The organism is Ensifer sp. VA4, from assembly GCF_055710065.1.
Map to the genome: position 1 here is coordinate 243,275 of NZ_JBVQPO010000002.1, position 24,088 is coordinate 267,362.

General features: G+C 63.2%; 27 protein-coding genes. 13 read left to right on the forward strand and 14 right to left on the reverse strand.

Going from position 1 to position 24,088, the window contains the following annotated elements; genetic code table 11:
* Nucleotides 1-63: 63 nt before the first annotated feature.
* Nucleotides 64-1,884 (reverse strand): hypothetical protein, encoded by a 1,821-nt coding sequence (locus tag AC0C6X_RS04125; RefSeq protein WP_472951996.1) that lies wholly within the window; start codon nucleotides 1,882-1,884, stop codon nucleotides 64-66.
* Nucleotides 1,885-2,059: 175 nt separating this feature from the next.
* Here AC0C6X_RS04125 and AC0C6X_RS04130 point away from each other — a divergent pair, with 175 nt between their 5' ends.
* The 4 genes from AC0C6X_RS04130 to AC0C6X_RS04145 are packed head-to-tail and all read left to right on the forward strand — an operon-like array spanning nucleotide 2,060 to nucleotide 4,388.
* The gene (locus tag AC0C6X_RS04130; protein WP_173515237.1) at nucleotides 2,060-3,088 is read left to right on the forward strand and encodes a glycosyltransferase family 2 protein; all 1,029 of its coding nucleotides are present in this window, start codon (nucleotides 2,060-2,062) and stop codon (nucleotides 3,086-3,088) included.
* Complete coding sequence (locus tag AC0C6X_RS04135) at nucleotides 3,085-3,789, forward strand: class I SAM-dependent methyltransferase (protein ID WP_247960271.1); 705 nt, start codon at nucleotides 3,085-3,087, stop codon at nucleotides 3,787-3,789. The genes AC0C6X_RS04130 and AC0C6X_RS04135 overlap by 4 nt, the downstream gene beginning before the upstream one ends.
* A 9-nt stretch (nucleotides 3,790-3,798) precedes the next feature.
* Nucleotides 3,799-4,161, forward strand: a complete 363-nt coding sequence (locus tag AC0C6X_RS04140; protein ID WP_173515235.1) for a DMT family transporter — start codon at nucleotides 3,799-3,801, stop codon at nucleotides 4,159-4,161.
* A gap of 14 nt (nucleotides 4,162-4,175) precedes the next feature.
* Nucleotides 4,176-4,388 (forward strand): hypothetical protein, encoded by a 213-nt coding sequence (locus AC0C6X_RS04145; RefSeq protein WP_247960272.1) that lies wholly within the window; start codon nucleotides 4,176-4,178, stop codon nucleotides 4,386-4,388.
* 3 nt (nucleotides 4,389-4,391) lie between these two features.
* Here AC0C6X_RS04145 and AC0C6X_RS04150 read toward each other — a convergent pair whose 3' ends face one another.
* On the reverse strand, nucleotides 4,392-5,171 hold the full coding sequence (locus tag AC0C6X_RS04150; protein ID WP_247960273.1) for a helix-turn-helix domain-containing protein: 780 nt from the start codon (nucleotides 5,169-5,171) through the stop codon (nucleotides 4,392-4,394).
* Nucleotides 5,172-5,248: 77 nt separating this feature from the next.
* On the opposite strand from AC0C6X_RS04150, the gene AC0C6X_RS04155 reads away from it, so the two are divergent.
* A complete protein-coding gene (locus AC0C6X_RS04155; RefSeq protein WP_472951998.1) occupies nucleotides 5,249-5,377 on the forward strand; it encodes a hypothetical protein in 129 nt (42 codons plus the stop codon).
* A gap of 26 nt (nucleotides 5,378-5,403) precedes the next feature.
* Nucleotides 5,404-5,700 (forward strand): hypothetical protein, encoded by a 297-nt coding sequence (locus AC0C6X_RS04160; protein ID WP_472951999.1) that lies wholly within the window; start codon nucleotides 5,404-5,406, stop codon nucleotides 5,698-5,700.
* Nucleotides 5,701-5,769: 69 nt separating this feature from the next.
* Here AC0C6X_RS04160 and AC0C6X_RS04165 read toward each other — a convergent pair whose 3' ends face one another.
* Nucleotides 5,770-6,756, reverse strand: a complete 987-nt coding sequence (locus tag AC0C6X_RS04165) for a Gfo/Idh/MocA family protein (RefSeq protein WP_173515231.1) — start codon at nucleotides 6,754-6,756, stop codon at nucleotides 5,770-5,772.
* Nucleotides 6,757-7,057: 301 nt separating this feature from the next.
* Between AC0C6X_RS04165 and AC0C6X_RS04170 the strand changes: the two genes are divergently transcribed.
* Entirely contained in the window at nucleotides 7,058-8,008 is a 951-nt protein-coding gene (locus AC0C6X_RS04170; protein WP_173515230.1) for an aldo/keto reductase, read from the forward strand.
* A 148-nt stretch (nucleotides 8,009-8,156) separates the two neighbouring features.
* Here the strand turns inward: AC0C6X_RS04170 and AC0C6X_RS04175 are convergent, their stop codons facing one another.
* Together AC0C6X_RS04175 and AC0C6X_RS04180 are read right to left on the reverse strand one after the other, a co-directional pair.
* Nucleotides 8,157-8,792 carry a hypothetical protein gene (locus AC0C6X_RS04175; protein ID WP_173515229.1) on the reverse strand — a complete coding sequence of 212 codons (636 nt, stop codon included), beginning with the start codon at nucleotides 8,790-8,792 and terminating at the stop codon, nucleotides 8,157-8,159.
* Nucleotides 8,793-8,883: 91 nt separating this feature from the next.
* On the reverse strand, nucleotides 8,884-9,774 hold the full coding sequence (locus AC0C6X_RS04180) for a LysR family transcriptional regulator (RefSeq protein WP_472952000.1): 891 nt from the start codon (nucleotides 9,772-9,774) through the stop codon (nucleotides 8,884-8,886).
* A gap of 245 nt (nucleotides 9,775-10,019) precedes the next feature.
* Here AC0C6X_RS04180 and AC0C6X_RS04185 point away from each other — a divergent pair, with 245 nt between their 5' ends.
* The 3 genes from AC0C6X_RS04185 (at nucleotide 10,020) to AC0C6X_RS04195 (ending at nucleotide 12,092) form a co-directional block, all read left to right on the forward strand.
* On the forward strand, nucleotides 10,020-11,015 hold the full coding sequence (locus tag AC0C6X_RS04185) for an aldo/keto reductase (protein ID WP_247960275.1): 996 nt from the start codon (nucleotides 10,020-10,022) through the stop codon (nucleotides 11,013-11,015).
* Between the two features lie 319 nt (nucleotides 11,016-11,334).
* A complete protein-coding gene (locus AC0C6X_RS04190; RefSeq protein WP_173515227.1) occupies nucleotides 11,335-11,697 on the forward strand; it encodes a nuclear transport factor 2 family protein in 363 nt (120 codons plus the stop codon).
* Nucleotides 11,694-12,092 (forward strand): VOC family protein, encoded by a 399-nt coding sequence (locus AC0C6X_RS04195; protein ID WP_472952001.1) that lies wholly within the window; start codon nucleotides 11,694-11,696, stop codon nucleotides 12,090-12,092. The genes AC0C6X_RS04190 and AC0C6X_RS04195 overlap by 4 nt, the downstream gene beginning before the upstream one ends.
* Before the next feature lie 165 nt (nucleotides 12,093-12,257).
* Here the strand turns inward: AC0C6X_RS04195 and pheT are convergent, their stop codons facing one another.
* The 7 genes from pheT to AC0C6X_RS04230 form a co-directional block, all read right to left on the reverse strand.
* Nucleotides 12,258-14,684, reverse strand: coding sequence for a phenylalanine--tRNA ligase subunit beta (pheT, locus tag AC0C6X_RS04200; protein WP_472952002.1), 2,427 nt, complete (start codon nucleotides 14,682-14,684; stop codon nucleotides 12,258-12,260).
* 131 nt (nucleotides 14,685-14,815) lie between these two features.
* Complete coding sequence (pheS, locus tag AC0C6X_RS04205) at nucleotides 14,816-15,898, reverse strand: phenylalanine--tRNA ligase subunit alpha (protein WP_472952003.1); 1,083 nt, start codon at nucleotides 15,896-15,898, stop codon at nucleotides 14,816-14,818.
* A 264-nt stretch (nucleotides 15,899-16,162) separates the two neighbouring features.
* Entirely contained in the window at nucleotides 16,163-16,567 is a 405-nt protein-coding gene (gene rplT, locus AC0C6X_RS04210) for a 50S ribosomal protein L20 (RefSeq protein WP_012710091.1), read from the reverse strand.
* Nucleotides 16,568-16,606: 39 nt separating this feature from the next.
* Nucleotides 16,607-16,810, reverse strand: a complete 204-nt coding sequence (rpmI, locus tag AC0C6X_RS04215; RefSeq protein WP_077962740.1) for a 50S ribosomal protein L35 — start codon at nucleotides 16,808-16,810, stop codon at nucleotides 16,607-16,609.
* A 210-nt stretch (nucleotides 16,811-17,020) separates the two neighbouring features.
* Nucleotides 17,021-18,388, reverse strand: coding sequence for a sensor histidine kinase (locus AC0C6X_RS04220; protein WP_472952004.1), 1,368 nt, complete (start codon nucleotides 18,386-18,388; stop codon nucleotides 17,021-17,023).
* Entirely contained in the window at nucleotides 18,385-19,050 is a 666-nt protein-coding gene (locus AC0C6X_RS04225; RefSeq protein WP_247960279.1) for a response regulator transcription factor, read from the reverse strand. The genes AC0C6X_RS04220 and AC0C6X_RS04225 overlap by 4 nt, the downstream gene beginning before the upstream one ends.
* A gap of 7 nt (nucleotides 19,051-19,057) precedes the next feature.
* On the reverse strand, nucleotides 19,058-19,570 hold the full coding sequence (locus tag AC0C6X_RS04230) for a PepSY domain-containing protein (protein WP_472952005.1): 513 nt from the start codon (nucleotides 19,568-19,570) through the stop codon (nucleotides 19,058-19,060).
* A 331-nt stretch (nucleotides 19,571-19,901) separates the two neighbouring features.
* Here AC0C6X_RS04230 and AC0C6X_RS04235 point away from each other — a divergent pair, with 331 nt between their 5' ends.
* Nucleotides 19,902-20,294, forward strand: a complete 393-nt coding sequence (locus AC0C6X_RS04235) for a hypothetical protein (protein ID WP_173515221.1) — start codon at nucleotides 19,902-19,904, stop codon at nucleotides 20,292-20,294.
* Between the two features lie 238 nt (nucleotides 20,295-20,532).
* On the opposite strand, the gene infC is transcribed toward AC0C6X_RS04235, so the two are convergent.
* A complete protein-coding gene (infC, locus tag AC0C6X_RS04240) occupies nucleotides 20,533-21,069 on the reverse strand; it encodes a translation initiation factor IF-3 (protein WP_173518054.1) in 537 nt (178 codons plus the stop codon).
* A gap of 217 nt (nucleotides 21,070-21,286) precedes the next feature.
* On the opposite strand from infC, the gene AC0C6X_RS04245 reads away from it, so the two are divergent.
* Nucleotides 21,287-22,087, forward strand: coding sequence for an alpha/beta hydrolase (locus tag AC0C6X_RS04245; RefSeq protein ID WP_247960281.1), 801 nt, complete (start codon nucleotides 21,287-21,289; stop codon nucleotides 22,085-22,087).
* A 290-nt stretch (nucleotides 22,088-22,377) separates the two neighbouring features.
* Complete coding sequence (locus tag AC0C6X_RS04250) at nucleotides 22,378-22,998, forward strand: transglutaminase-like cysteine peptidase (protein ID WP_173515219.1); 621 nt, start codon at nucleotides 22,378-22,380, stop codon at nucleotides 22,996-22,998.
* 72 nt (nucleotides 22,999-23,070) lie between these two features.
* Here the strand turns inward: AC0C6X_RS04250 and mbfA are convergent, their stop codons facing one another.
* Nucleotides 23,071-24,054, reverse strand: coding sequence for an iron exporter MbfA (mbfA, locus tag AC0C6X_RS04255; RefSeq protein ID WP_472952008.1), 984 nt, complete (start codon nucleotides 24,052-24,054; stop codon nucleotides 23,071-23,073).
* Nucleotides 24,055-24,088 lie beyond the last annotated feature (34 nt).

A 24,088-nucleotide genomic window follows, 5' to 3' on the forward strand; every position in this document is an offset into this window, starting at 1 on the left:
CCGCACCCTTGGCCGAAGGCCAGCACATCCGTTGCGCTTTCCACCCGCCGGCGGCAGGCGCGCTCAAGGTTTCAGGGCATAGAGCCGAATGGACGCGCCTGCCGAAACCGGCAGGGGCGAAAGGAACGCCGGCACGCGCCCGGCGGTCAACTCGGCATAGAAGCCTTGCGGCGCCCTCGCGGCGATCATTCGCGCCTGAACGTCGGCGGCGCAGAAGGCCAGCACTGGATGCCCGAGTTGCCGCAGCATGGCCTCCGCTTCTTCCGGCCGCGCCAGGCCGATCTTCAGTTCCGCGAGCATGCCGGCGGCATTGCGGTGATAGGGCGCGCTCAGCACGCGGTGCTGCGTGTGAAGAAGGAGGGCCGCACCAATATCCGATGGCCCGACGACGAACGACGGCGGCAAGTCTTCCAGATCTGCCAGCGACGCCGCTGTCAGGCACGCCTCACCGTTCGAGACTGCGGTTTCGCCCGCCACGTGTCCCCCGATCCCCTTGTCGACGAGCGTTCCGGCCATGGCCCATACCGCCGGAACCGAAATGACAAGCGTGCCGACGTAAAGCAGAGAGGCGCCCACGCCTGCCGTTCCGCCGTTTGAGCGGGCGCGAAGGTCGGTGAGCAGCAAAGCGATCGGCACAATCGCCAGGAGATTGGAAAAGGCCATCCCGCGCACCTGGATGAGCGCAATCATCAGGCTCGAGAACACAAGCGCGAAGAGGATGAGGTTGAGACCGATCCGGTCACGGCGCCAGATGCGCCAGACACAAAGAAGCGCGGCAAATGCACCGGTGAAGTAGTAGGCCCCGATGCTCGCTGATTCCGTCCTTGCAACGGCAACGAAGGAACGCGCCTCGGTGACGTTGTCGAGCCACAGCTCGCGAAGCAGCGGATCGAGCCCTGCCAAGGGATTGCCCAGGCATTGCGGCGCCACCGACAGTGCCACGGCAACGATACCCAGGCCGCAAGCGCCGAGGGCGAAGAACCGCACGACGGTCGGTCGATCGCTGACCATTGCCGCGGCAAGAGCAAGCAGGCCGCCTCCAGTCAGCGCCAGCGAGTAGAAGGCGATCGAGAGATTGTCGCAGGTCGCAGCCAGATAGAGGCGCGGCGGCACGGTCACGAAAAAGAAGAGGCTCAAGCCTGCAGCGAGCGAAAGGCCAAAGGCAACGGTGGTCCGCGCAGCCTTCCCGCCGACGGCGGCCCACTGGCAGGCAACGACGGCGCAGACCATGGCCACAAATGGCGTCGTTTCCGCACCAATGGCGATCGCCAGCGCCGCCGCCAATCCTGCCATTGCGTAGCTGGACGCGCGATACCGCCGATCGACGAGCATCGCCAGCATGACCGCGACCAGGACCAACTGCACGTTATGATGATCGATCGCCCCCCCTAGGAACCGGTTCGAGGTGGCGATGAACAGCGCCGTCAGCCCCAGACAGAAATGCATGGATGGCGTGCCGCCGACACGGCGCCCGGCCAGACCCATTGCCGCGAGCAACGGAAGCGCCAGGCAGATCGGCAATATCGCTAGGGCCAGGACTTCCGCCTGCATTGCACCGACAAAGGGCCTGAGGAGAGCCATGAGCCCGGCGATGGGCAGATCAATCAAGCGCGACCAGTGCATCAACGTTCCGCCCTCAGGGCCGAGGCGGACTTGCGTCATGTCGAACCAGCTTTGGCCGGCCAGCAGATCGCGCACCTCTACCAGTCGCATGACATCGTCATTGTCGCGGCCGACATAGTCAGGCGCCCTCAGGAACTGGATGATGAGGAAGAGGATGATGGGCGCGCCGTAGACGAGCACCGCCCAGGGCAGGTTCGACCAGGACCGCCTCGGTGCATGCGCCGTCGCCATGTCTGATGGTGCCGCAGTGCCACTCGGCATAGTTTCCCGCCCCTCTTGCTCTCGCGGCATCATAAGGAGGCGCAATCAAGAAAGGGTAAAAACCGGGGGGGGGCGGGAACGAGCTTGTCGAGCGCCCAGCGCGACGCTCCTTGGCGTCTTGTTAACACCCTGATGCCTATGATGGCACCGATCCAACAGGAACCGAGCCGCTCGGATGTTCGAACGTTTCAACATCGCCGTTCTCTTGCCGTGCTACAACGAAGCCTCGACCATCGGGCAGGTCGTTCAAGGTTTCCAAACGGCGCTGCCGACGGCCCGCATCTACGTCTACGACAACAACTCGACGGACGGCACGGCGCTGAGGGCCGTGCTTGCCGGCGCAACCGTCGTGCGCGAACGCCGGCAGGGCAAGGGGCATGTAGTACGCCGAATGCTCGCCGATATCGATGCCGACATCTATGTCATGGCCGACGGCGACAGCACCTACTGCCCGACGGATGCGGAAGATCTCGTGCGCACCCTGATCACCGAGCGCGCCGACATGGTCGTCGGGACGCGCCGCGGCGTTCATGACGACGCCGGCAGACAGGGGCACGCCCTCGGGAACCGCCTCTTCAACCTTCTCTACCGTTCGATGTTCGGCACGGACTTCAACGACATTTTCTCCGGCTACCGCGTCTTCTCGCGGCGGTTCGCCAAGAGCTTCCCGGCCGTTTCCAATGGCTTCGAGATCGAGACGGAGATGTCGGTCCATGCCTCGCGGCTGAAGCTGCCGGTCGCTGAACTCGAGCTCGATTACGGCCGGCGGCCCGAAGGCTCCCATTCCAAGCTCTCGACCTTCAAGGACGGCGCCAAGATCCTCTGGACCTTCGTGATGCTGATGAAGGAAACGCGGCCGTTCACCTTCTTCGGCCTCATCAGCCTCGCTTTCCTGGCGGCGAGTTCAATTTTCATGACGCCGGTCCTGATCGAATACTTCGCGACCGGGCTCGTGCCCCGCATGCCCACCTGGGTCTTCTCGCTGGCTCTGCTCCTGGTCTCGATCATGATGATCACGGCCGGTCTGATCCTCGATTCGGTCTCGCGCGCCCGCACCGAGCAGCTCCGGCTGCACTATATCGCGACGCCCGCACGGGCTGCGCCGGCTGAGAGCTTGAATGCGAGCATCGCTCCCTCCCCGTTCGACGACCAGGAATCCGGCCTACAGCCAACACCACGGATTGTTCGGGAACGCCACGGATGAACCGGGAAACAACCAACCGCATACGCTTCATCATCGAAGACGTCATCCCGCCGATCTTCCGAGATTCGCGGCTTTTCAAGGGCATGGCCAGCCTCGCCTGGGGCAAGCATATCGCGCATCTTGCCGAGTTTCGCGCGCGTGCGCCGTTCCTGTCGGCGCGCGAATACGAAGATCTCTACCGGCTGCATCCGAGGGTCCACGAGGGATCGGACAATTCCGAAGCCTGCGTTCGCAAGATCGCGGCAAGCGTCGTCGGCGACGGCGTCTGCGACGTCGGTTGCGGAACCGGCGTTCTGCTGAAGCGTATTCGAGAGCCTAATCCGGGCCTTCGGCGCCTCACGGGCGTCGACTTTGCCATCGACGATGCGGCCCGGATCGAGGGCGTAGAGTATCACGCGGCGATGATCGAGGAGCTGCCGTTTGCCGATGGCGAGTTCGATACCGTCGTCTGCACGCACGTCATCGAGCATATCCTCGACTATCGCAAGGCGATTTCCGAGCTTCGCCGGATCACCCGGCGGCGCCTGATCATCGTCGTGCCGCGCGAGCGCGAGTATCGCTACACGTTCAACCCGCACTTCAATTTCTTTCCCTACACCCACTCCTTCCTTCGCGCGATGCATCCGGTTCCAGCCGAACACGAGTGCATCGATATCGGCCGCGACATCTTCTATCGCGAAGACAAAGCTCTGGCGGTGTGAGGGGTGGCGATGAATCTCAATCTGGCGCCCACTGTCTGGTTCGGACTGTTTTTCACACCGGTGCTGATTTCGGCCGGACAGATCCTCTTCAAGCTGACGAGCGCCAAGACCGGCGACGCCAACGCTCACGGGCTGCTGGCGCTCGCCCTCAGCCCGACATTGCTCACGGCATTAGCCGTCTATGGCATCGGCACGATCATCTGGATCTTCACGATCAAGTCCGTGCCGCTGACGATCGCCTATTCGTTCATGGCGTTGACGTTCTGCCTCGTACCGCTGCTTGCTGCCGTCTTCCTCGGCGAGGCCATGACGCTGCGCTACGGCCTCGGTGCCGCGCTGATCATCAGCGGCATGATTATCATCAATTCGTAAGGGTGCCCGGGACCATGATCGTCACCGCTTCCTTCCTCCTCGGCATCATCGCATGCGGCCTGCGATCGGCACGCGCCTGCCTGTTCGTCGGCGCGGCGCTGATGGCTTTCGCCGGCGCAGGCGGTGACTGGATCGAAGCGTTAGCAACGATCGGCGCCTACAACATGGGCCTCGCCCTTATGCTGTGCGGCGCCATTGCCATCGACCGGCAGCGCGACCAGCAATAGCGCTCACCCCTTCCGTTCGAAAAACGCCTTGGTCTCCTCGTCCGCGGGGAAGAAGGATTCGATCAGCACGCCTTCCACCAGGGCATCCTGGGTCGAGCCGAAGGTCTGCAGCGTGGTGATGAAGCTCAAGCGCAGGCCGCCGACATCGAGCTCGATCGGCAGCACGGGCAGGCGATCGGTGGCGGGGTGGTTTTCGATCGCCCGCTCGACCGCCGGGCTCGACGCGGCTTTCTCCAGGCGTTTGCCGAGGCGGCTGCGCGGCCCCTGCAGCCAGGCCTCGGTGCGCACGCGCTGTACGAGATCAGCCGCCGCGGCCTCCCAGTTGACGACCAGCTTGCGAACGTTTTCGTTGCCGAGGAACGCGTCGAGGAAGTTTTCTCCGGGCTGGAATGGAATGTCGGCAGCCACGGCCAGGCTCGCCAGCGCCGGGTTGACGACGAGCAGCGTGTATTCATGGTCGAGTACCAGGCCGGGATAGGGATCGTGCCGGGCCAGGATGAGCCTGATGGCATTGGCGACGGCCGGCGGCATGGCGTCCAGCCCTGCGGCCGGGCGCGTCGCCATGCGCGGCCGATAGCCGGCTGCCGAAAACAGCGTTCCCTGGTCGCGGGCCGGAATATCCAGCACCGAGGCCAGCCGCAGGATCATGCCCTCCGACGGTTTCGAGCGACCGGTTTCCAGGAACGACAGGTGCCGCGCCGAGATGTCGGCAGCGCCCGCGAGATCGAGCTGGCTCATGCGGCGATGGCCACGCCATTCCTTCAGATGTTCGCCAAATTGCATATGCCTGTTTTCTCCATTTGCCCGGCAGAGTGACGTCCGTGCCAAGTAAATCCATTACCTCAGAGGTAATTGGTTCGATGACGTCATCAGAGCAATATCCGGCCATCGACAAACGGATGGAGCCGAAAATGAACCTCTCGAACCGCAGCCTGCTCAACAAGACCTTGCCGACGGTGCATTCTCGCTGGTCGCCGCCGCCGTCCTGATCCTCGACGCGGCACCCTTCGCCGCATTGATCAGCCCCGCCGCGACACCTGTCACGATGAAGGTGCTCGGCGTTGGACTGCTGGTCTGGGGGATCTTTCACCTGTCGGCGGCGCGCAATGGCGGTCCGGTAACGGCAGCGGCGCGCATCAGCATTGCCGGCGACGTGCTCTGGCAGATGGCGAGCCTAGTGCTGCTGTTCACGGCCTATACCGATCTCTCGGCTGCGGGCATCGCCCTCGTCGTGATCGGCATGATCGCTGTCGCCGACTTCCTGTTCTTCAAGCTGCGGGGACTGGCACGGGAACGCGCCGCGCTCGCCTGACGAACCCAAGAGATCGAGAAGGAGGTCCGCCAGCCATGCCGGCGGACCTCCTCGCATTCTTCGACCGGCTCAGATGGTCTCCCAGCCGTCCTTGGCGCTGGCGCGGTAGATCGCATCGATGAATTTCTGGTTGAGGCGCGAATTCTCGAGTGTCACCACTTCCTCGGGCTCGCCCTTGGCGGCGCGCGAGAAGGCTTCCGCCTGGAGCTTGTACTGGCGCGCATCCTGGAAGCGGAAGAGCTGCGACTGGGCGTGGTTCTGATTGGTGAGTTCCACCTCCTCTCGGCCGTAGCGGTCGGCGTTGAAGGGCGATTTCACCTCGATGAAGCCCTTGTCGCCGTGGAAGACCATGATCTGGCGGGCAGCGAGCTGGGTGGAGATATAGAAGCTCAGCTCGAAATCACCGAAGTCTGCCCGCACGCTCGAATAGATGTCGGTGCCGAATTCCTGATCGCGATCGGTGTTTGCCTGAACCCGCACCGGCTCCTGGCCGGTGACGAAGCGGGTGGTGATCGTCGGATAGACGCCGATATCCGGCAGGCCGCCGCCGCCGAGCGCGGGAATGTTGCGCATGTTGTTGGGGTCGCGGTTGAAATAGGTGAATGCACCCTGGACGTGGCGCAGCCGGCCGATCGCGCCCTCGGCCAGCAGCGCGCGCACCTTGCGCCAGACGGGGCTGTAGGTGACCATGAAGGCTTCGGCGATCAGAACCCCATTGCGATCACGCGCGGCGATCAAGGCGTCGATCTCCGAGGCGCGCAGCGCGATCGGCTTTTCGCAGAGCACGTGCTTGCCGGCATTGGCGGCCTTCACCGACCATTCGACGTGCTGTGCCGTCGGCAGCGGGATATAGACCGCATCGATGACGTCGGAGGCCAGCATGTCCTCATAGGAGCCGAAGGCATGCGGGGCGGAGAAGCGATCGGCCATGGCCCGGGCTTTTGCGAAGTCGCGGCTGGCAACGGCCGAGACGACGCAGTTTTCCGCATCCTGAATGGCCGGCACGACGAGGTCGCGGCCGATCTTGGCCGTGGACAGAATTCCGAAACGTAACATGGCGGAGCTCCCTGATTTTAGCGGCCGAGACTACTGCATGTTTCCTTAAATTTCCTGCAATTTAAGGATGAAAACATGCAGCAACTCAAAGTGCTACAGCGACCTTAGCGCGTCTAAGGACGCGCGGCGCTGTAGTGCCGAGGTACGTACCTATCAAGCGGTTGATATCGTTCCGACGGAGATTCCCGTTCGGAGAAAAAAGCCCTGGGGCGGGTGACAATGTCAGCTTTTCCGCCCTATCTTTCCCTTCGCAATCCTCCCGATCGCGATATGCTTCCATCCCGTCCAATGGAGCGAACCCATGGAAAAACTGAGACTTGGCCGCACTGACCTGGAAATCGCGCCACTTGTCTTCGGCGGCAATGTCTTTGGTTGGACCGCCGACGAAAAGACGTCGTTCGCCTTGCTCGATGCCTTCTTCGATGCCGGCTTCAACGCCATCGATACCGCAGACGTCTATTCCTCCTGGGCGCCAGGCAACCAGGGCGGAGAATCCGAAACGATCATCGGCAAGTGGCTGAAACAATCGAGGCGACCACGCGATAAGGCAGTCATCGTCACCAAAGTCGGTTCCGAACTCGGGCCCGGCCGCAAGGGGCTTTCGCGCCGTTGGATCCTGCAAGCGGTCGAAGATTCGCTGAGGCGGCTGCAGACCGACCATATCGACCTTTATCTCTCCCACTGGCCGGACCCGGAAACGCCCTGCGAAGAGACGCTTGCGGCCTATGACCAATTGTTGTCCGAAGGCAAGGTCCGCAACATCGGTGCCTCCAACCTGAATTCGCTGCAGCTGCGCGAGGCGCTCGACATATCCGCGACCCACGGCCTGCCGCGCTATGCGGTGCTGCAGCCGGAATACAATCTCTACGACCGGGACGCCTTCGAGGGACCGCTGCGCGACCTCTGCATTTCGGAAGAGATCGGCGTGATCACCTATTTCGCGCTGGCGCGTGGCTTCCTGTCGGGCAAGTACCGAACACACAAGGACCTCGAAGGCTCGGCGCGCGGCAGCGGTGTCGAGAAATACCTCGACGGACGCGGCATGCGCATCCTTGGCGTGCTCGACGAGATTGCCGCCGAAACCGGTGCAAGCCAGGCAGAAATTGCGCTCGCCTGGGTCCGGACGCGCAAGGGCGTCACGGCACCGATCGCCAGCGCCACGAACCTCGCGCAGTTGCAGAGCCTCATTCGTTCTGCCGATCTCCAGCTGTCGGATGAAGCGATCCAGCAACTCAACGATGTCGGCGAATGACGGAGGCAAAGCCAGCACGATGGCATTGACGCGCTGCTGCCGGTGGCGACGAAGCGACCGGCGTCGGCTCCCACTGGTGCACCGAAGCCGACCATGCCGCCGTGCGGCGGCTCCGTGAGCGCTCCTCCGGCACCGACGAGCATGTGCGCTACAAGGTCAGTTTCCGCACATTCCGCAAATCCGGAAAACCGGCATAGGCCTCGGCATGGCTGCCGCCTTGGTTGGCCATGCCGGCCTTCGTCAGGACGCCGCGCGGCTGCACGAAGCTCATGATCCGGCGCGCGGGCCGCTCGTGCCACTGGATGTTGAAAGCCCAGAGCTTCGGGAAGAAACAGAGCGAGGCGTAGGGCAGGTGGTCGTGGATCCACCAGGCGATCGACTGCCAGCCGCCGATGTCGCCGCGCCGGTCCCATACCCAGGGGATGACGATGCAGGCGGTGGCGCCGATACATCCGTCGGCGTCGCGCATGTCCCAGATATGGTCGGCGGCCGAAGCGGCATTGGTCGAACAATTGAGGCCATTGGCGTTGCCGAAGCCGTTGACGGCGCGATTGCGGTAGCCGGAGCGAATGACGAGGCGGCCGAAGGTCGCTTCCAGCGGCTCCAGCAGTTCTTCGCAGAGGCGCCGCCCCGCCTCGATCGCGAGATCCGGATCATCAGGGATGTTCGGGATACGGTAGAAATCGGCGATCTCCGAATGCAGGAACTCGCGGAAGAAGAAATTCCGGGAGAGCCGCACACGGCCGAGATCTTCAAGACCCTTCATCGATCCGGGCTTCTTCATCGTCTTCCTTTCTCATCCGAACAAACGGAGTGCGCGAGCCAATGGCATTCCAGATTCGGCCCAACCGCGCCACCCGATTCCAGAGCGGCTGCTATCCGCTGTGCCGGAAGAAATCGATGAAGGCGCGCAGCGCCGGCCGCATCTGCCTGCGGCTCGGATAATAGAGATATGGACCGGCATAGGGTGCGCACCAGTCTTCCATGACGCGCTCCAGCCGACCTTCGGCGATCGCCGTCTCGACCCGGGAGCGAAAGAGATAGGCAAGACCGGCACCGCCGATCGCCGCCTTGATGATCGGCCTGTCCTCGGCGAGGATTAGCGGGCCTTCGACCGATACCGTCAACTCCTCGCCGTCCTTCTCAAACTCCCAGCGATAGAGCGCGCCATTGGAAAAGCGCAGGCGGATGCAGCGATGCTGAGCGAGATCGCGCGGGTGCTGCGGCCGGCCATGGCGCGCGAAGTAGTCGGGCGACGCAACGACGGCACTTTCGAGCTCCGGCCCGACCTTCACCGCGATCATATCGGCCTCCAGACTTTCGCCGAGCCTGATTCCGGCGTCGTAGCCCTTTTCAACGATGTCGGTGAAGCCGTCCTCGTTGGCGATCTCCAGGACGATCTCGGGATAGCGGTTCAGGAAGGCGCCGAGCCGGGGCGCGAGGATGAGATCGGCGGCAAACCGCGGCGCCGTGATGCGCAGGTTGCCGGCGGGGCGCTCACGCGCGTCGGCGGCGGCCTCTAGTGCGAGGGCGATCTCTTCCAGCGCCGGCGCCAGCCGTTCGAGCAGCCGGCGCCCCTCCTCCGTCGGCGCGACACTGCGCGTGGTGCGCGCCAGAAGGCGGATGCCGAGGCTCGTCTCGAGGCTGCCGACGGCATGGCTCACCGCTGATGGCGCCACGCCCAGTTCTCGGGCGGCCCCGCGAAAACTGCCATGGGCGGCAACGGCGGCCAATACCGCAAGTTGGGAGAGCTGTGTTCTGTTCATTGATCGAAATGATAGAACAGCCCGTGAGAATTGACAGTGATTTTCAGCCGCGGCGCATGGCCCTATTCTTCAATCGTCGCCAACGTCGGACGGAGCGAGGAGTTCGTCAGCCTTGGCGCAGAGGAACCGTCGTTCGCCCACGCGGGCTCGTCGGCGGCGCCCGACCATCAATTCACGCCTCGGACGATAGACGTGCCCTCCCAGCGCGCGAGTTTCGATGCGTGCCAGCTAGACAAGGAAACGACATGAAGACCCGCAAACTCGGGAATGACCTCACCGTCTCCACCATCGGCCTCGGATGCATGGGCATGAGCTTCGCCTATGGCGCCACGGACGAGGCGGAATCGATTCGCACGCTCCACCGCGCCGTCGATCTCGGCATCACCTTCTTCGATACGGCCGAAGTCTACGGCCCGTTCGAGAACGAGAAACTGCTCGGCAAGGCTCTCGGGCCGCTGCGCGACAAGGTGACGATCGCCACGAAATTCGGCTTTCGCATCGAAGCCGGCGCGCCGGTAGCCCAGGCGATCAGGGGTGTCGACGGACGGCCGGAGCATGCGAAGGCGGTGGCGGAAGCCTCGCTCAAGCGGCTCGGCACCGATGTCATCGACCTCTACTACCAGCATCGCGTCGATCCGGAGGTGCCGATCGAGGACACCGTCGGCGCCATGGCCGAGTTGGTGCGCGAGGGTAAGGTGCGGACCATCGGCCTTTCGGAAGCGAGTGCCGCCACCATCCGCCGGGCCCACAAGGTTCATCCGATCGCCGCTGTTCAAAGCGAATACTCGCTGTGGTCGCGTGACCCGGAAGAAGACGTGCTTGCCACCTGCCGCGAACTCGGCATCGGGTTCGTGCCCTACAGCCCGCTCGGGCGTGGCATGCTGACCGGCGCCCTGCGCAAGGCTGACGATCTCGAAGCCGACGATTTCCGACGCTCGCTGCCGCGTTTCCAGGCGGAGAATTTCGACGCCAATGTCCGGCTCGTCGAGACACTCCAGGCGCTGGCCGAAGAAAAGGGCGTCACCGCCGCTCAGCTCGCGCTCGGCTGGGTCGTCAACCAGGGCGATTTCATCGTGCCGATCCCCGGCGCCCGCAAGCTCAATCATCTGGAGCAGAATGCTGCGGCCGCAGACATCACCCTCACGGCCGAGGAATCCCGCCGGCTCGCCGACGCTCTCTCGCCGGCCTTGGTCGCCGGCAAACGCTACACGGACGCCTCGCTGGCGCTCACCAACCGTTGAGCTGGAGCGTCTCCCGTTGAAGCGGCGTGGTGGAAGCCCTCTATCTGTTTGTTTCCACCGCATTTCCTGACGGAAAACCGCTTCACACTTTTCCTGGAAATGCTTTGTTTCTACCGCATTTCCTGACGGAAAACCGCTTCACACTTTTCCTGGAAATGCTTTGTTTCTACCGCATTTCCTGACGGAAAACCGCTTCGCATTTTTCCTGGGAATGCTCTATTGCTCCCGGCCCGCCGTCACAGGCGGGGAGATTTCCCATCGAAATTCCCACCGGACGCACTACCTCTCAACCAACGGCAACAAATCTGGAGGAGCGGGAATGTCCGACGAGCAGGCGATCAGCGCAGTGGTGCATCTCTATGTCGACGGCATGGCCTTTGCCAACGAGGGCGCTCTGCGCAAGGCGTTTCACCCCGATGCAGCGATCATCGGCAACTACAAGGGCGCGCTCGAATGGACGACGCGCGAAGGCTTCATCAAGACGATCGTCGAGGCGGGGGCTGCGCCACCTGGAACCCAGCCGGAGATGGACGTGCAGAAGATCGATATCACCGGTGATGCCGCAACCGTGAGAGTGGTCGACAGTTTCGCCGGCGAACGCTATTCCGACCATCTGTCGCTGGTGAAGATCGACGGGCGCTGGGTGATCGTCAACAAGGTCTTCCATCAGCACGCGTCATGACGGAAATCCTGCAGAAGACCGAGCCGACGGGCAGGCTCATCGGCATCGACCATATCCAGCTTGCCATGCCGGCGGGTGTCGAGCCGGCGGCACGTGGCTTCTATGGCGGCCTTCTCGGCCTCTCGGAAGTAACGAAGCCGGCCAATCTTCTCGCGCGCGGCGGCTGCTGGTTCGAGCAGGGCAATATCCGCGTGCATCTCGGCATCGACCGAGACTTCAGGCCGGCGCGCAAAGCGCATCCGGGTTTCCTCGTCGACGATCTCGACTGTCTGACGTTGCGGCTCGAAGCGGCCGGCGTGACGATCGTCGAGGACGAACCGCTTGCCGACTACCGCAGATGTTATGTCTACGACCCTTTCGGCAACCGTATCGAACTGATGCAGCGCCTGGACTGAGTTCGAACGAAAAAGGGCCGCTGCGATCCAGCGGCCCTTTCGATCGAGTGCTTGCCTACAGCGCCGCGCGTCTTATCAGACGCGCAAAGGTCGCTGTAGCACTTTGATTTTCTGCATGTCTTCGCCCTTAAATCGAGGTCGTTTTAAGGAGACATGCAGTAGGGCTCACGCCCGGAGCACGCCGCCCGTCGATTTCGTCACATTGGCGACGATCTTGGCGGTGAGAGCCTCGAAGTCCTCGTCGGTCAGCGTGCGCTCGACCGGTTGGATGGTAACTTCGATGGCGATCGACTTCTTGCCTTCGCCGAGCGAGGCGCCTTCGAAGACGTCGAAGACGCTGACGCCCGTCACCAGCTTGCGGTCGGCGCCCGAAGCCGCGCGCAGGATGGCGCCGGCTTCCACCGTCTTGTCGACGACGAAGGCGAAGTCGCGCTTCACCGCCTGGAAGGGCGAGAGATCGAGCGCCGGCTTGGTGCGGGTCGCCTTCTTCTTCGGTTCGGGCATGGCGTCGACATAGATCTCGAAGCCGCACAGCGCGCCCGAAACGTCAAGCGCTTCCAGCGTCTTCGGGTGGAATTCGCCGAAGGAGCCGAGAATGATCTTCGGCCCGAGCTTGATCGTGCCGGAACGGCCCGGGTGATACCAGGCGGGGCCGCCCGGTTCGAACTGGACATTGCCCATCGGCACGCCGCAGGCTTCGAGCACGGCAATCGCGTCGGCCTTGGCATCAAAGACGTCGACCGGCTTGCCGCCGCCCTTGGCCGCGTTCGACCAGAGACGGCCGGCGCCGTTCAGCGACGCCGTGCCGCGGCGGATGCCGCCGGCAACGCGGCGCTGGGTTTCAGGTGTATCGCCCTCATAGGTGCCGGAGACTTCGAAGATCGCGACGTCGCCGAAGCCCTTGTCGGCATTGCGCTGGGCAGCCGTCAGGAGACCCGGCAGCAGCGACGGGCGCATGTCCGACATGTCGGAGGCGATCGGATTGGCGAGCTTCAACGCCGGCGCACCGCCGCCGAAGAGCTTCGCCTGCTCCTCGGAGATGAACGACCAGGTGACCGCTTCCAGCATGCCGCGGCTTGCAAGTGCGCGCTTGGCAAGGCGGGTGCGGATCTGCAGCGTCGTCAGGATCTTGCCGTTGACGGTTCCATGGCTCGGCAGCGGGGCGGCGACGATGTTGTCGACGCCGTGGATGCGCATGACCTCTTCGACGAGGTCGGCCTTGCCGTCGACATCCGGGCGCCAGGACGGAACCGAAACCTTGAAGCGCTCACCCGAACCTTCGACGCCGAAGCCAAGCTTCTTCAGGATCGAGACGCTTTCCTCAGACGAAACCTCAAGGCCGGTCAGGCGCTTCACCTCGGAAACCGGGAAATCGACGATCTTCGGCGTGTGGCCGGCGTAACCGACCACTTCCGCCTTGGCCGCCCTGCCGCCGCAGAGTTCAAGCACCAGCTCGGTCGTACGCTCGAGGCCAGGCACCATGTATTCCGGATCGACGCCGCGCTCGAAGCGGTAGCGGGCATCGGTGATGATGCCGAGGGTACGGCCGGTCTTGGCGATGTTCATCGGATCCCAGAGCGCCGATTCGATCAAGACGTCCGTGGTGTTCTCGTCGCAGCCGGAATGCTCGCCTCCCATGACGCCGCCGATCGATTCGATCGCCTTTTCATCGGATATGACGACGTTGTTGGGCCCGAGCTTGTATTCGCGCTGGTCGAGCGCCAGCACGGTTTCGCCTTCCTTGGCCCGGCGGACCGTCAGGTTGCCCTTGACCTTGGCGGCGTCGAAGACGTGCATCGGCCGGCCCTGGTCGAAGGTCATGTAGTTGGTGATGTCGACCAATGCGTTGATCGGGCGCAGGCCGATCGCCAGCAGCCGCTGCTGCATCCACTTCGGCGACGGGCCGTTCTTGACGCCGCGCACCAGCCGCAGCGAGAAGCCCGGGCAGAGGTGCTTGTCTTCGCCGAGGTCAAGCGTGAGCTTCACCGGTGTTTCGCCTTCGACGGCGAAAGACGGCGCCTTACGCGCCTTGAGTGTGCCGAGGCCGGAGGCGGCGAGGTCACGGGCGATGCCGTAGACGCTGGTGCAGTCTGGCCGATTCGGCGTGAGGTTGATCTCGATCATCGGATCGTCGAGGCCGGCATAGGCGGCATAGCTCGTGCCGACAGGCGCATCGGCGGGCAGGTCGATGATGCCGTTATGATCGTCGGAGATCTGCAGCTCCTTTTCCGAGCACATCATGCCGCGGCTTTCGACGCCGCGGATGGTACCGACGGCGAGCGTCACGTCGATGCCGGGCACGTAAGTGCCCGGAGCGGCAAAGGCGCCGACAAGGCCGGCGCGCGCATTCGGTGCGCCGCAGACGACCTGGATCGGAGCGCCAGAGCCGGTATCGACCATCAGCACGCGAAGCTTGTCGGCATTCGGATGCTGCTCGGCCGAGACGACCTTGGCGATGACGAAAGGTTTGAAGGCGGCCTTGTCGTCGACGTCTTCCACTTCGAGCCCGATCATCGTCAGGCGCGCGCAGATTTCTTCGAGCGTGGAGTCGGTTTCAAGGTGGTCCTTGAGCCAGGAAAGCGTGAATTTCATGATTTCACCTGTGTCCTAGGAGCATTTTGCAGTCAGGTGGCCTCACCTGACGTCGCACAAATGCGGCAAATCAAAAAGAACGAGCGGAAGCGCGAACGGTGTGAGCGCACCCGCTCTGATCAGCTGCGCGATCAGGCCGAAAGACCGCCGAACAGCGTCGGCATGTCGAGCGGGCGGAAACCGTAATGGGTCATCCAGCGAACGTCGGCGTTGAAGAAGTCGCGCAGGTCCGGCATGCCGTATTTCAGCATGGCGATGCGGTCGAGGCCCATGCCCCAGGCGAAGCCCTGGTACTTGTCCGGATCGAGCCCGCCCGAGCGCAGCACGTTCGGATGCACCATGCCGCAGCCGAGGATCTCCATCCAGTCGGTGCCTTCGCCGAACTTCACGATCGGGCCGGAACGGTCGCACTGGATATCGACCTCGAAGGACGGCTCGGTGAAGGGGAAGAAGGACGGACGGAAGCGCATCGTCACCTGATCCACCTCGAAGAAGGCCTTGCAGAACTCTTCCAGCACCCAGCGCATGTTGGCGACATTCGCCGCCTTGTCGATCACCAGGCCTTCGACCTGATGGAACATGGGCGAGTGGGTCGCGTCAGAATCCTGGCGGTAGGTCTTGCCGGGGATGATGATGCGGATCGGCGGCTGCTCAGCTTCCATGGTGCGGATCTGCACCGGCGAAGTGTGCGTGCGCAGTACCTTGCGCTCGCCCTTCTCATCCGGATTGAAGAAGAAGGTGTCGTGCATCTCGCGGGCCGGATGGCCCTCGGGGAAGTTCAGCGCGGTGAAATTGTAGTAGTCGGTCTCGATATCCGGACCTTCGGCGATCGAGAAGCCCATGTCACCGAAGATCGCGGTGATCTCGTCAACGATCTGGCTGATCGGGTGAATGCGGCCGCGTTCGGCCGGCGAGGAGCGGACCGGAAGGCTGATATCGACGGTCTCGCGCGCCAGGCGCTCGGCGATCGCCTGGTCCTTCAGCGCCGCCTTGCGGGCGGCAATCGCCTCGGCGACCGTGTTCTTCAGCGCGTTGATCTGGGCGCCGCGGGTCTGGCGCTCCTCCGGCGTCATGGTACCGAGCGTCTTCAGCAGCTCGGAGATCGAGCCCTTCTTGCCAAGCGCATTGACACGCACCGCCTCGATCGATCCTTCATCGTCGGCGGCATGGATATCCGCCAGCAGTGTCCGTTCCAGTGTTTCCAGTTCGCTCATTCTGTCCTGCCTCGATGCGGGAATGGGTTCGGTTCTATATCGGCTCAAGTCTTCAGGAATGTGATCGCGCCGCGGTCGCGAAGAATGCCGGTGCAAGGACGACCAAGCCGCAGGCTCGGCCGAAGCGTCGTCGGATGAGGGAACCGGGGCAGTTCCTTTCGATCGTCTCGCACGTTCATCTCGCGAAATAAGAAAAACCCGCGCCAGCCCTGCCAGCGCGGGTTTCCCAACGAATTTCAAGTACGGTTTTGGGAAAACGCTGGCTTAACGGACAGCGCTTTCAAACTCGTTTGCCGTGCCGGCTTCCTTGAGATAGGCAAGCGCCTTCTTGGAAGCTTCGACGAGGGCGCCGAATGCTGCCGGCTCATGGATCGCCATGTCGGACAGAACCTTGCGGTCGACTTCGATGCCAGCCTTGTTCAGGCCGTCGATGAAGCGGCCGTAGGTCAGGCCGAATTCGCGGACGGCAGCGTTGATGCGCTGGATCCAGAGAGCGCGGAAGTTGCGCTTGTTGACCTTGCGGTCGCGGTAAGCGTACTGCTTCGAACGGTCAACCGCTGCCTTGGCGGCGCGGATGGTGTTCTTGCGGCGGCCGTAGAAACCCTTGGCTGCCTTGAGCGTCTTCTTGTGCTTGGCGTGGGCGGTAACGCCGCGTTTTACACGTGCCATGTCATGATCTCCTTAACGTATCCAATGTGCCTGAAAGTCTTAGAGACCGTTCGGCAGGTAGTTCTTGACGACCTTCTTGCCGTCGGGCTCGGCGAGAACCATGGTTCCACGCGCGTCGCGGATGAACTTGTTGGTACGCTTGATCATGCCGTGGCGCTTACCAGCAGCCGCTGCACGAACCTTGCCGGTCGCGGTGATCTTGAACCGCTTCTTGGCAGACGATTTCGTCTTCATCTTGGGCATTTTGCTACTCCATTGTTCTTTAAAATGCGAAACGAACAGACGAGGCTCGTTTCCAGCGTTAAGAACGGCCACGGCATGCCCTGCCGGACCGTTCGGACGGGGGCTTATAACCGCACATCCGGAAAAGCGCAACTGCGGAATCGAAGATGGGCCGCAAGCCGTGGCTGAAGGCCTGCCACCATTGTCCGACGCATCGCGAACACCTTGTCCCTAGGCGGGATCGCGCGGTCTCCGGCGGCCGCCGCCGGTGTCGAATGTCAATACGGCCTCGAGGCCGCCCAGCGACGACTGCCCGAGCGACAGCACCGCGCCATAGGCGTCGGCGATATCGGCGCTGATCGCAAGTCCGAGGCCGGAATTGGCGGCGTGATTGCCCTCAGTGTCCTCACCATGGGCGCCGCGGCGCAGGACCTGTTCCCGGTCCGCCTCGGCAACGCCGGGACCGTCGTCGCCAACGGCGATGCGCACCCGACCGTCAGCCGCCTCCGCCGAGAGCCGGATGCGGGTCCGCGCCCATTTGGCGGCGTTGTCGAGCAAATTGCCGAGGCATTCGGCCAGGTCGGCCGGATCGAGGTCAAGCGAAATCGACGGATCGATCTCGACTTCCCAGACGACATTGCGCTCGGCCGTTATCGGCCGCAGGACATTGACCAGCTTGCCGCCGAGGCTGGCGATCGACGTGGTTGCCATGCGTTCGACACCCATGCGGGCCGCCTGAATCTGGCGATCGGCACGCTGGCGCACCAGATCGACCTGCTCGAGCGCGATCCGCCGCTCTTCCTGCGGCAGGCTCTCGGCAAGCTGGGCAAGCACGGTCAACGGCGTCTTCAGGCCGTGGGCAAGATCGCTGGCACGGGCGCGCGCTTGCGCCAGGGCTGCCTCGCGCTCGGAAAGCAGCAAATTGATCTCGGCGATCAGGGGCTGTACTTCGGTGGGGCCGGCCGAACCAAAATCCTTCTCTTCGCCGGATCGAACCCGGGCCGCCTGCTCGCGCAAGCGCACCAGCGGTGAAAGTCCGAGCGCGCCCTGTAGAAACGCGGCACCGGCGAGCACGAAGGCGGTTGCCACCAGCATCAGCCGGATCTGGCTGTGAAAGTCGGCCAGCGCATCATCGAGTTCGCTGCGCGCGAAGCCGGCGGCAACGGAGAACCGTCGCGCATCCGGCCCCTCACCGAAAGTCAGCGTCTGCTGGTAGACCAGCACAGATGCTCCGTCCGGACCTTCTACCTCCAGGAAGCCCAGATGGTGGGGTGCCGAAGGCCGATCGCGGTCGATCACCGTGTCCCATAAAGAGCGCGAGCGGATGGGCGCGCGGCCGTCGCGGGTGATCTGCCAGTAGCGTCCGCCGGCGGGCAGGCTCAGCCGCGGATCCGCGGGCTCGCGCGGCAGGACAATTTCGCCGTCACGCACCGCCACCTGGGCGGCAATCGTATCGACCAGCGTCGCCATTTCCGTGCGATAGCGGCCGACGACGTAATCGGTAAAAAGCCTGCTCAGGGAGAGCCAGACCACCAGCAGCACGAGGCCTATGGCGATCGATGCGCCGATAGCAAGCCTCAGCCGCAGCGAACGGATCATGCCGGGCCATCCGGCAGAACGTAACCGAAGCCGCGGCGAGTCTCGATCGCGTCGCTTTCCGTCTTCTTGCGCAGGCGTGCGATCATCGCTTCGACGGCGTTCTTGGCCGCATCGTCATCACGTCCCTGCACATGGCTCGCCAGTTCGAGCGGTGTGACGACCTGGCCCTTGCGCTCCACGAAGAGCGCGACCATCCGGTATTCGAGCGGGCTGAGTTCGAGTGGCTCTCCGTCGAAGGTCACGCGGCGCGTCGCCTCATCGAGCGTGAAGCGCCCGGCCGCACGTACCGACGTGACGCGAGGGCCGGCACGCCGCAACAGAGCTCTCAGCCGCGCCAGCAGCTCCTCCGCGCGAAAGGGCTTCGGCAGATAGTCGTCCGCACCGGCATCGAAGCCATCGACACGCTCCATCCAGGAACCCCGCGCCGTCAGAACCAGCACCGGCGTCTCCAGCCCGGCCTGGCGCCAACGCTTGAGGATCGACAGCCCATCCATGCCCGGCAGGCCGAGATCGAGGATGATCGCGGTATAGTTACCGCTTTCCCCTCGCTCCCAAATGTCCGGCCCCAGGGCAAGCGTATCGACGCCATAGCCCTCCGCTTCCAGCCTGCCTTTCACGTGGGCTGCGATGTTGGGATCGTCCTCCGCCAGAAGAATGCGCATGCCGCCCTCAGAAACCGAAGATATTCATGAATTTTCCGGTGCGCGCGTTGATGCGCAGGTTGCGGATCGTGCCCTGCCGGTCACGCGTGCGCAGCCGGTAAACCTCGCGGCTGCCGGAGCCTCTGAGATCGACGCCGATGACCCTGCCGTATTTGTCCTCGTCCACAAGTCGGAGAACATCCTTCAACGGCAGGATGTCGCCTTTCTCGACCGCTGCGCGCGCGCGCTCCTGGTCGCTGCGGCGACCGCCGCCATCCGGAGCGCCGGCGCTTGTACCGTCATCGTCGTCATCGTCGTTGCCACCGCCGTCGTTGCCGCGATCGTCATCGTTGTCATCGTGGTCATCGTCGCCGCCCTGGTCACCACCACCGCCGCTGCCGCCACCGCCGCCACGCGAACCACCGCCGTTACCGGAATCGCCGTCCTCGGCCAGGGCGCCCAAGCGACCGGGCTGCGGCGCAAGCGAAAGCAGGAGCGAACAGCAGAAGAGCGCAATCAGGTCTCGTCGTGTCATCGCCATGGCGCCATCCGGTCGCGATCGCCTCTTCGATTTCGGTTCAGGGTTATTTTCCCAAGCTTAGCGCATCCGCAGGTCGGCCCGCGAGAGCGCGCCCACGGGGTGTCAGCCTACGCCAGCCGTCGCCACAACGCCAGTTGCGCGCATACCCCCAGCGCCACGTTGGCACGGGGGCATGCGCTGGCCGGGTCGAGCCGCCGGGCGGGCTGGTGGCGGTCGACCTTCGCTCCGGCGCATGGTGCGGGGCTAATGCGCCGGGCAAACTCCAAACAGATCAGGGCGCCGGCCTGATGGAAACGGTGGTGATCGGCCCCGGGTTACGGCGGAAATCACCGTGATTCGGCTCCACCGTCACGACGCGAACGCCATGTTCGAATTCCACTTCGACCTCGAGCACACGGCCGAGATCGTCGACGGCGATCAGCGACCCGTCGCGCAGGCCGCGAAGGCTTTCCTCGGAAACGCGCAGTTCGACCTCGGGACGATCGCGGGCATCCCGGAAGTCGTCATCGTTGAAATCATCGTCGTCGCCGTCGTCATCCCGATCAACGTCATGCCGATCGTTGTCGTCGCGGTCATCGTCATCGCGATCTTCCGATCCGTCGTGACCGCTACCACTGCGATCATCATTGCCGCGATCGTCGCCGTCATCGTCATCGGCGAGGGCTGCGGTCGAAAACGGATGCGCAGGACCGCTTGCGATTACCGACAAGCCGATGGGCGCTGAAACGAGGCTGCAGAGACTGACCGAGGAAACAAGCAGGGCTTTTCGCAGCGCTGAACTCATCATCTCCAGTCCATCTCCCGTTGCCGATGCACGAAGAATGGCATCCGTTTGCTGACAGATCGCTGAGGATGGTTGTCAGCATTCTGTCAGAAAGCGCCGGCACGGCACCGGCAACGAAAAAAGCCGCCCGGAAGGCGGCTTTCATCGGATCGGTCTTGCGATTGACGGCAGCAACGGCTCAGCGCGGCGCCAGAACCATCATCATCTGACGGCCTTCCAGCTTCGGCTCGGCCTCCACCTTGGCGATCGCCTGGGTATCGTCCTTGACCTGAAGCAGGAGCTTCATGCCCAGTTCCTGGTGGGCCATTTCGCGGCCGCGGAACTTCAGCGTGACCTTGACCTTGTCGCCGTCCTCGAAGAACCGGTTCATCGCCTTCATCTTCACGTCATAGTCATGCGTGTCAATGTTCGGGCGCATCTTGATTTCTTTGATTTCGACGATCTTCTGCTTCTTGCGCGCTTCGGCCGCCTTCTTCTGGTTGGCGTATTTCAGCTTGCCAAGATCCAGAATCTTGCACACCGGCGGTTCGGAGTTCGGTGCGATTTCTACCAGATCAAGACCGGCTTCCTCCGCCATGCGGAGCGCCTGGTCGATCGGCACGACGCCGATATTCTGGCCTTCGGCATCGATAAGCTGAACCCGGGGAACCCGGATTTCCTTGTTTGAGCGCGGCCCCTCCTTGACTGGGGCGTCCGCTTTGAACGGTCTGCGAATGGTCGTACTCTCCTCGAGCTATTTCCGAAATGTAGTTAATTCGATCATCGGCGCGATCACAAACGAAGCGCCTGAATCTGTCACCGACGGCAATGTGTGAATTGCGGCGCCAGAGTCAATAGCACGGCTTGCAAGGAAAATCACCACCTGTCGATACCAAGGCGAATCTGTTTTAGAAAGAAAATCGCCAGCGAAACCGGCCTTTGGAGAGAAATGCATGCAGGATACGCCAGCCGAGACGGAAATCAGCTTCATCGACGTCGGTGTGTCTGCGGCCGGACGCAGGATCGCGATGCGCGTGCGCCGCCCGGAAAAGCCATCGGGACAGCCGACGCTCGTCTGGCTCGGCGGTTACCGCTCGGACATGACCGGCACCAAGGCGGTCGAGGTCGAGCGCTACGCCACCGAACGGGGTGCGGCCTGCGTTCGGTTCGACTATTCCGGCCATGGCTCCTCCGGCGGCGCCTTCACCGACGGCACGATCTCGCGCTGGCTCGAGGAGAGCCTTGCGGTCATCGATCAGGCGGCGCCGGGCCGCGTCGTATTGATCGGCTCGTCGATGGGCTGCTGGATCGCACTGCGCGCCATCCAGGAGCTCAGGCGGCGTGGCGACGGATCGCGCGTCGCCGGCCTCGTGCTGATCGCGCCGGCACCGGATTTCACCGTGGAACTGATCGAGCCCAACCTGACGGAAGCGGAGAGGACCTCGCTTGCCGAACGCGGCTATTTCGAGGAGCCCTCCGAATATAGCCCCGAGCCGAACATCTTCACCCGCGCCCTGATCGAAGACGGCCGCGCCAACCGGGTGCTCGACGGCACGATCACCACCGGCTGCCCGGTGCATATCCTGCAGGGCATGCGCGACCCCGACGTGCCTTATACCCATGCGCTGCGGCTGATGGAGCACCTGCCCTCCGACGATGTCGTCATGACGCTCATCCGCGACGGCGACCATCGCCTTTCGCGTGAAGAAGACATCGCTAAAATGAAGCAGGCCATCGGCACGATGCTCGCCTGAGCCTCGGGCGGAAAAGACGCCCGCCCCTTCCGCCACGACTTGTCCGAAAGCCTGTCCGGCGCCGCAGATCGCCTGCGGCGTAAGGGTTTGCGCGCACACAGTCCCGCTTTTAACCATAAAGTCCGATGCGCCGATTCCGGCGATTGACTCTGCAGCGCCGACGTTATTAACTCTTTCTTAACGATTAGAGCAGCAGCGGGGACAATCCTAAAGAAGCTGCCTTCAACTCAGGATTGCGCGAATACGTCCGGACAAGAAGAGCCCGGCATACCGCGCTGCAGGGGATTTGTATGGCGTCTTGGACTGGGGTTAAGGGAAGTATCGCGGCGTTTTGCGCACTTTTCATTTCAGCAAACACGGCAATTCCTGCACAGGCAGGTTCCTCTCCATGGATGCAGACCGGCTCCGCCACCTCACAGCCGATCGGTCACTATGAGTTCTGCCAGAAATACAAGAGCGCATGCAACGTGCGTTCCAAGGGAACGGTTGCTCCGCGCGTGACCGAACGCGGCTGGGCCACCATCCGGCAGGTGAATGCTGCGGTCAATCGCGAGATCATGCCGGTCACCGATTTGGAACTGCACGGCAGGGACGAGGTCTGGTCCTATCCCGACAACGCCGGTGACTGCGAGGACTTCGTGCTCGAAAAGCGCAAGCGCCTGATGAAGAAGGGCTTCTCGGCGAGCGACCTCCTGATCACCGTCGTACGCAAGCCCGATGGCGAAGGCCATGCGGTGCTGACGGTGCGCACGTCGCAGGGTGACTTCGTGCTCGACAATCTCGAGAACGGCGTCAAGCTCTGGACGCAGACACCCTACCGCTATCTGAAGCGTCAGGCTGCGAACCACAGCGGCCGCTGGGTCACCATCGAGAACGGCGCGGAAGTCGTCGTCGGTTCGGTCGGCAACTGATCCGCAGCAAAGTACAGGGTTTCAAAAAAGGGCCGCTCAAACCGGCCCTTTTTCACATCTATCGCTCGCCCGTCACGCATTGCCGATCAGAATGCCGGCCGCGAGCACCAGGCCACCGCCGAGCACTACCTGGAATGCCGCCCGCAGGAACGGTGTCTCCATGTAGCGGTTTTGGATGAAAGCGATCGCCCAGAGTTCGAAGAAGACGATCACGGCCGCGGTAACGGTCGCCGTCCAGAAATGCGGGATCAGATAGGGCAATGCGTGGCCGAGACCGCCCAATGCCGTCATGATGCCGGAAGCGAGGCCGCGCTTGATCGGCGAACCGCGGCCGGAGAGTTTGCCATCGTCGTGGGCGGCCTCGGTAAAGCCCATGGAAATGCCGGCGCCGACGGAGGCTGACAGACCCACCAGGAAGGTCTGCCAGGTGTCCTGCGTCGCGAAGGCGGCGGCAAAGATCGGCGCAAGCGTCGAGACCGAGCCGTCCATCAGGCCGGCGAGGCCGGGTTGAACGTAAGTCAGGATGAACTGACGGCGCGAGGTCTGATCCTCCTCGGCGCGCACATCTTCGGGCGTATGCTCCTCACCAAGCCGGCGTGCCAGCGATTCATGCGACTTCTCGGCAATGGCGAGATCGCCGAGCAGCTTGCGAGTGGCTGCATCCCGGGTTCTCGTCGCGGCCTCGACATAGAAGCGGTGCGCCGCCTCCTCCATCGCTTCGGCTTCCTCGCGCGCCTTTTCGATCGGCATTTCGGCAATCAGCCAATCGGGCTTGCGCTCCGGGAAGTCGCGCACGTGTTCACGCCGGATGAGCGGAATGCGGCTGCCGAACCGCTGCACGTGCAGATCGATCAACCACTGCCTGTGGTGGCTTTCCTCTTCCGCCATTTCCTCGAACACTTTTGCCGAGTGCGGATATTGCCGCCGGAGCGCGTCGGCATAGGCGAGATAGATGCGCCCGTCGTCCTCCTCGGACGAGATTGCGAGCGCCAGGATTTCCTGTTCGCTCAGGGACAGAAAGGGCCGTTTGGATCGGAAGAAGAGACGCGAAAACATTGGAAGAAAACCTTCTTTAGAATAATTCTAAAAA

Coding starts and splice junctions, on each gene's coding strand:
- AC0C6X_RS04125 (WP_472951996.1), bottom strand. CDS start 1,884: ATGCCGAGTGGCACTGCGGCACCATCAGACATGGCGACGGCGCATGCA.
- AC0C6X_RS04130 (WP_173515237.1), top strand. CDS start 2,060: ATGTTCGAACGTTTCAACATCGCCGTTCTCTTGCCGTGCTACAACGAA.
- AC0C6X_RS04135 (WP_247960271.1), top strand. CDS start 3,085: ATGAACCGGGAAACAACCAACCGCATACGCTTCATCATCGAAGACGTC.
- AC0C6X_RS04140 (WP_173515235.1), top strand. CDS start 3,799: ATGAATCTCAATCTGGCGCCCACTGTCTGGTTCGGACTGTTTTTCACA.
- AC0C6X_RS04145 (WP_247960272.1), top strand. CDS start 4,176: ATGATCGTCACCGCTTCCTTCCTCCTCGGCATCATCGCATGCGGCCTG.
- AC0C6X_RS04150 (WP_247960273.1), bottom strand. CDS start 5,171: ATGCAATTTGGCGAACATCTGAAGGAATGGCGTGGCCATCGCCGCATG.
- AC0C6X_RS04155 (WP_472951998.1), top strand. CDS start 5,249: ATGACGTCATCAGAGCAATATCCGGCCATCGACAAACGGATGGAGCCG.
- AC0C6X_RS04165 (WP_173515231.1), bottom strand. CDS start 6,756: ATGTTACGTTTCGGAATTCTGTCCACGGCCAAGATCGGCCGCGACCTC.
- AC0C6X_RS04170 (WP_173515230.1), top strand. CDS start 7,058: ATGGAAAAACTGAGACTTGGCCGCACTGACCTGGAAATCGCGCCACTT.
- AC0C6X_RS04175 (WP_173515229.1), bottom strand. CDS start 8,792: ATGAAGAAGCCCGGATCGATGAAGGGTCTTGAAGATCTCGGCCGTGTG.
- AC0C6X_RS04180 (WP_472952000.1), bottom strand. CDS start 9,774: ATGAACAGAACACAGCTCTCCCAACTTGCGGTATTGGCCGCCGTTGCC.
- AC0C6X_RS04185 (WP_247960275.1), top strand. CDS start 10,020: ATGAAGACCCGCAAACTCGGGAATGACCTCACCGTCTCCACCATCGGC.
- AC0C6X_RS04190 (WP_173515227.1), top strand. CDS start 11,335: ATGTCCGACGAGCAGGCGATCAGCGCAGTGGTGCATCTCTATGTCGAC.
- AC0C6X_RS04195 (WP_472952001.1), top strand. CDS start 11,694: ATGACGGAAATCCTGCAGAAGACCGAGCCGACGGGCAGGCTCATCGGC.
- pheT (WP_472952002.1), bottom strand. CDS start 14,684: ATGAAATTCACGCTTTCCTGGCTCAAGGACCACCTTGAAACCGACTCC.
- pheS (WP_472952003.1), bottom strand. CDS start 15,898: ATGAGCGAACTGGAAACACTGGAACGGACACTGCTGGCGGATATCCAT.
- rplT (WP_012710091.1), bottom strand. CDS start 16,567: ATGGCACGTGTAAAACGCGGCGTTACCGCCCACGCCAAGCACAAGAAG.
- rpmI (WP_077962740.1), bottom strand. CDS start 16,810: ATGCCCAAGATGAAGACGAAATCGTCTGCCAAGAAGCGGTTCAAGATC.
- AC0C6X_RS04220 (WP_472952004.1), bottom strand. CDS start 18,388: ATGATCCGTTCGCTGCGGCTGAGGCTTGCTATCGGCGCATCGATCGCC.
- AC0C6X_RS04225 (WP_247960279.1), bottom strand. CDS start 19,050: ATGCGCATTCTTCTGGCGGAGGACGATCCCAACATCGCAGCCCACGTG.
- AC0C6X_RS04230 (WP_472952005.1), bottom strand. CDS start 19,570: ATGGCGATGACACGACGAGACCTGATTGCGCTCTTCTGCTGTTCGCTC.
- AC0C6X_RS04245 (WP_247960281.1), top strand. CDS start 21,287: ATGCAGGATACGCCAGCCGAGACGGAAATCAGCTTCATCGACGTCGGT.
- AC0C6X_RS04250 (WP_173515219.1), top strand. CDS start 22,378: ATGGCGTCTTGGACTGGGGTTAAGGGAAGTATCGCGGCGTTTTGCGCA.
- mbfA (WP_472952008.1), bottom strand. CDS start 24,054: ATGTTTTCGCGTCTCTTCTTCCGATCCAAACGGCCCTTTCTGTCCCTG.